The 1647-nt window shown below is 67.6% G+C and carries 1 protein-coding gene; it reads left to right on the top strand.

The window, feature by feature from the left end; genetic code table 11:
- Positions 1-1647, top strand: a 1647-nt coding sequence (locus XalbCFBP2523_RS15720; RefSeq protein ID WP_211286577.1) for a hemagglutinin repeat-containing protein, incomplete at both ends; no start/stop codon positions are given.

Here is a 1647-nt window from a genome sequence, read left to right as displayed (position 1 = left end):
CTGCAAGGCGGCGGCGCGCATCAGTACGCGACCACGCAGATCGCGCGCGTGGCCGGGCTGTACGTCACCGGCAGCAACGGCAGCGGCATCCTATCGGTGGTGGGGGGCGGCGACGTGACCTTGCAGGGCGCGCAGGTGCGCAACGCCGGCACCGATGGGGTGACCCAACTGGTGGCCGGTCACGACCTGACCCTGGGCGCGCAGACGCTCACGCACAGCACCGACGCCACGCACGATGCGCGCAACTATCAACGTAGCAGCGAGACCACGCATGCGGTTAGCAGCGTGCAAGGCGCCGGCGACGTGGTGCTGGCGGCGGGCCACGATGTGACCTTGCAAGCGGCGCAGATCGGCGCAGGCAAGGCGCTGGCGGTGCAGGCCGGTCACGACATTGATAGTCAGGCGGTGGTGGACAGCCGCACGCAGTCCAACAGCAGCGTGAGCAAGCGCCACTCGCTGGTCACCTCCACCCACGACGAACACGTGCAAGGCACGCAACTGGGTGCGGGTGGCGACATCGTGATGCGCGCAGGCAACGACCTGACCCTGGCATCGACGGCGGTGGCGAGTCAGACCGGCGGCATCGCCCTGGCCGCCGGCCACGACGTGGCGCTGACGGCGACGCAGGAACAACACGACAGCGTGGTGGACGAGCAAACGCGCAAGAAAAAGTTCCTCTCCAGCAAGACGACGACCACGCACGACGAGAGCCACGACAGCATTGCGGTGACGAGCAGCCTGAGTGGCGACACGGTGCATATCGCGGCGGGCAACGATCTGCTGTCGCAAGGCGCGCAGATCGTTGGCACCGGCGACGTGGTGCTGGCCGCCGGCAACAACCTGACCCTGGAAACGGCGCAGAACACGCACAGCGAAGAACACGACAGCCAGCGCAAGAAGAGCGGCCTGTTCGGTGGCGGTGGCCTGAACTTCACCATTGGCAAGCAATCGCTCAAGACCGATGCCACCAGCAGCACGCTGACCCACACCGGCAGCACGGTGGGCAGCCTGGACGGCAACGTGACGATGGTGGCGGGCAACACGCTGGCGATCACCGGCAGCGATGTGATGGCGGTGCAAGGCGACATCACCGCCAAGGCCAAGGACATCGCGATTACCGAGGTACATGACACCAGCGACAGCGCGCAGAAGACGGCGTTCAAGCAAGGCGGGTTGACGGTGTCGGTGACCTCGGCGGCGCTGAACCTGGCGCAGGGGGCGTTGCACAGCGCGCAGGCGGGCAGCCAGGCCAAGGGCGATGCGCGGATGCAGGCGCTGGCCGGGGCGTCGGCGGCGTACAGCGCGTATGGGGCGGGCCAGGCGATGGGCAACCTCTCGGCCGACAGCGCCAAGGGCGTCGCGCAAGGAGCGGGCATCAACGTCGCCATCACCGTGGGCGGCAGCCGCAGTCATAGCGAGAGCACACAACACAGCGACACCAGCAAGGGCTCGACCCTGCACGCCGGCGGCAACGTCACCCTGATCGCCACCGGCGGCGGTGAAGACAGCAACCTCTTGATCCGTGGCAGCGACGTCAAAGCGGGCAACACCCTGTTGCTGGCGGCCGACCACGACATCACGGTGGAGTCGGCACAGGACACAAGCGAGCAGCACAGCCGCAGCAAGAGCGGCAGCGCGGCGATCGGT

Source organism: Xanthomonas albilineans, from assembly GCF_002939705.1.
GTDB classification, from domain to species: Bacteria; Pseudomonadota; Gammaproteobacteria; order Xanthomonadales; family Xanthomonadaceae; genus Xanthomonas_A; species Xanthomonas_A albilineans.
Note: the sequence above shows the minus strand (reverse complement) of the source record. Positions and strands in the feature narration are given on the sequence as shown.